Source organism: Thermodesulfobacteriota bacterium (assembly GCA_040758155.1).
Lineage (GTDB): Bacteria > Desulfobacterota > Deferrimicrobia > Deferrimicrobiales > Deferrimicrobiaceae > UBA2219.
The window spans coordinates 1-3,681 of the sequence record JBFLWB010000037.1; the positions used below are offsets into that span (position 1 = coordinate 1).

Here is a 3,681-nt window from a genome sequence, read left to right on the forward strand (position 1 = left end):
CCCTCCCCGCGCCGGCATGACCACGTCCAGAAGGACCAGGTCGACTCTCTCCTTGTGCCGATCGAATATCGCCAGCGCTTCCCCCCCGCTTCCCGCATCGAGCACGGTGTACCCCAGCTCTTTCAAGGTCCGCTCCGAAAACCTTCGGACCGATTCGTCGTCCTCGGCCAACAGAATGGTTTCCGTCCCTCCCGACACCTCGTCCGTTTCCTCCGCGAGGAGCGCATCCGGCGCCGCATCCACCGGCGGGATGTAGATCTTGAAGGTGGTGCCTTTCCCGGGTTCGCTGTACAGATGGATGAAGCCGTTGTGCTGCTTCACGATCCCGTAGACCACCGCCAGCCCCAACCCCGTCCCCTTGTCGGGAGCCTTGGTCGTGAAGAACGGCTCGAACACGCGCTCCCGGGTCGTCGAGTCCATGCCGCAGCCCGTATCCGATACGGAGAGAACCACGTACCTTCCGATCCGCATGAACGGGTGGAGGCGGACGAATTCCTCGTCCAGCTCCGCCACGCCGGTCTCTATCAGAAGCTGCCCGCCGCCGGGCATCGCGTCCCGGGCGTTCAGCACCAGGTTCATGACCACCTGCTCCATCTGGCCCGCGTCGGCCCGCACGGTCGGCAGCCCTTCGGCCAGGAACGTCCGGATCTCGATGTGCTCCCCCACCACCTTCGATACCAGTTTCATGAGATCCGCAACCACGCCGTTCAGGCTCAGGTTGATCGGAGAGATGATCTGGCGGCGGGAATACGTCAACAACTGCCGCGTGAGGGTCGCCGCGCGGTTCGCGCAGCGCAGGATTTCATCGATGTCCGACAGTGCCTTCTCGTTCCCCTCGTTCCTCACCCTGAGCATCTCGGCGAATCCGAAAATTCCCGTCAACGCGTTGTTGAAATCGTGCGCGATCCCCCCCGCGAGAGTCCCCACCGCTTCCATCCGCTGGGCGGTCTGCACCTGACGCTCCAGCAGGGCCCTTTCCGTGACATCGTGAACCATGGACAGGACGCCGTTGACGTTTCCCCGGGCGTCCCGCAACGGCGCGTTGAACCACTCGCAGGTGATCGTCTTCCCGTCGATCCGCATATTGTCGTTCAAGGAGCAGCCGTCTTCCCCGCCCTGCAGCAGCTTCGACCAGATCTCTCCGATATGCTCCGTTTCCGACGAAGGGATGAGAAATTCGTAAGGGGATTTACCGATCGCCTCTTCCGCCTTCCACCCGAAAATCCGCTCCGCCGCGGGGTTCCACTCCGTCACCCGGAAATCCTTGTTCCACACGATGAAGCCCAGCGGCATGCGGTTCACATGGAAGGTCAGGCGCTGGTGGGCATCGCGGATGGCCTCCCATTGACGGCTGCTCTCCATGGCCACCGAAACCTGTCCCGCGAAGGTCTCCAGATCCTGCAATTCCTCCGGGCTGAAGCAGTCGGGATCTCCGCCGTAGGCGTGGAATACGCCCCAGACGTGCCCGTCTCCGGTTTTCAGGGGATAGGACGCACGCGCGGGGCACCCGAGGTTCACAGCCGCATTTCTCCAGGGCTCGTAACCTTCATCTCCGAAAATGTCGCGGGAAACCAGCGGCTTCCCGGACTTTATGACGGCGCCGGAAGGGCCTTGCCCCCGGGGGGAGTCGTCCCACCGGATGCCCGCGTTCGCGAGCTCTTCCAGCTCCACTCCCCTGGCCGCCACCGGGCGGACGGTGTGATCCGGCTCGGCCAGCCCGACCCAGCAATGCCTGTATCCCATTCCCACAACGGCGTCGCATACCACGCCGAACGTTTCCCGTACATCTGCGCCGCGAAGGATGTGCCGATCGATTTCCCGGAGGTCGGAAAGGATCTTTATCCCCTTCCGGATCCGATGCTCGGACTTTTTCCTTCCGGTGATGTCCCGGACGACCTCGATCGCGCCGGTGATGTTCCCCGAGGAATCCCTCATCGGAGACACCGTGTTTTCGAAGTATCTCGTTTTGCCGTTCACCTCGGCGATATTTTCCTTGGTGTGGATCTTTCCATCGCGGAAGGAGCGCTCGGCGGCACAGCCGTCGCAAACACGATCCAGGCCGTGATACGCCCTGTAGCAAACCTCCCCGACATGGTCGCCGGCGTCGTCTTTCAAGACCTGGTTCTGGAAGAGGATCCTGTAATTCCTGTCCTGGATGCTGATGCCGTCTCCCATCCCGGCGATGATGGCTTCGGTCTTGGCCTTCTCTTTTTCCGCTTTCTCCGCGGATGCGCGAAGCGCCTCCTGCATCCTCAGCGATTCATCCTGCCGGCGCTGGAGCTCGGCGGCCATTTCATCGAACGCCCCCCCCAACTGGCCGAACTCCCCCGGTGTGGATCCGAGACCCGATCGGGCCGCAAGGTCGCCCGCTTCCAGACGTTTCGATGCGTCGGCCAGGATCCTCACCGGACGCGCGAGCAGGGTGTTCCCTCCCCACCACATGATCGACAGGAAAAGCGACGCGACGATGGAAAGGATCGCAAGGCTTATGGCGAGCTGGCGGTCCACCGCTGCAAAGAGCGATCGGGTCGGGATGCCGAGGAGGGCATACCCTCCTTCCATTTTCATGGGGCTGTGGTATGGCGAAAAAAGGTAGAGGCGGTCCACGCCGTCCGCCCCCACCATCTGGAACGTGCCTTTTTTCTCCTTCGAGATCCTCCGGAAAAGGAATTCCTCCAGAGGATGCCCCTTTCCGAACATCTGCGCATCGGGAAATGCGGACATTACGGAGCCGCGGCTATCGAGTCTTATGTAGGAGGAGGACGGCGGAATCTGGGTATCGATCTCGGCCTCGAACTCGGTTACGAGGGAGAGGTCCAGGGGGATGATCAGGACCGCGGTCACCTCCCCCCGCCGGTCCAGCACGGGCCAGGCGAAAGGTATGACGGGCTTCCCCGTGATCCTTCCCACGAAATACTGGCCGATGGTGAACGACTTGTTCTTGAGCACTTCCTGGAAGTAAGGCCGATCGGAAAAATCCACCGCGGACCGCAACGGGAGGGCGCTGGAAATCACCCGACCGTCAGGGCGGCAGACCAGAAAATTCGTATATTTTGGACTATTCTTCAGGAGCCGGGCCAGTATTTCGCTCGCGGGCTTCCCGCCCCCCCGGACCACCGGCACATCCGCCAGCATCGCAAGATCCCGTTGGACTTCCCGGATGACCTCCTCTTCGTAGAGGACCGCGAAGGCCAGGATTTTTTCCATCCGTTCCCGGGATTCGAAGACATCCATCTTCCGCTGGTACCAGGCGTTGTACACAGTCACCAGGATTACCGGGAGAAAGGCCAGGACCCCGAGGAGGAACATCTTGGAGCGAACGCTGGCAGGGTGGGACACCATACCGGAGGCTTATCGGCAATCGCTCTGAAATCTTTAAATTTTCTCCTGGCCAACCGTCCGAAATTCCCGGGCTTCCTGAACTTCTCTTTCGCTTTGGAGATCCCTTGAGGGTGCGAGCCTAATAGAGAATTTGACAATAGTGATTACACATGATACATGTATCAGCTGTTACATATTCTCCCTGTTTCACGGTATGCCCGATGAGTGACGGATCCTTTCGCCGGTGGTTGATGCTGACTTACAAGGTTCCCTCGGAGCCCACCCGGTTCCGCACTTATATCTGGCGCCAGGTGAAAGCGCTAGGTTGTCTCCACCTTCAGCAGTCGGTATGGCTCCTCC

1 protein-coding gene is annotated in these 3,681 nt (G+C 60.9%); it reads right to left on the reverse strand.

Annotated features, from left to right (window positions below; genetic code table 11):
• On the reverse strand, positions 1-3,267 hold a 3,267-nt coding region (locus AB1346_02325), incomplete at its 3' end, for a PAS domain S-box protein (protein ID MEW6719267.1).
• Positions 3,268-3,681 lie beyond the last annotated feature (414 nt).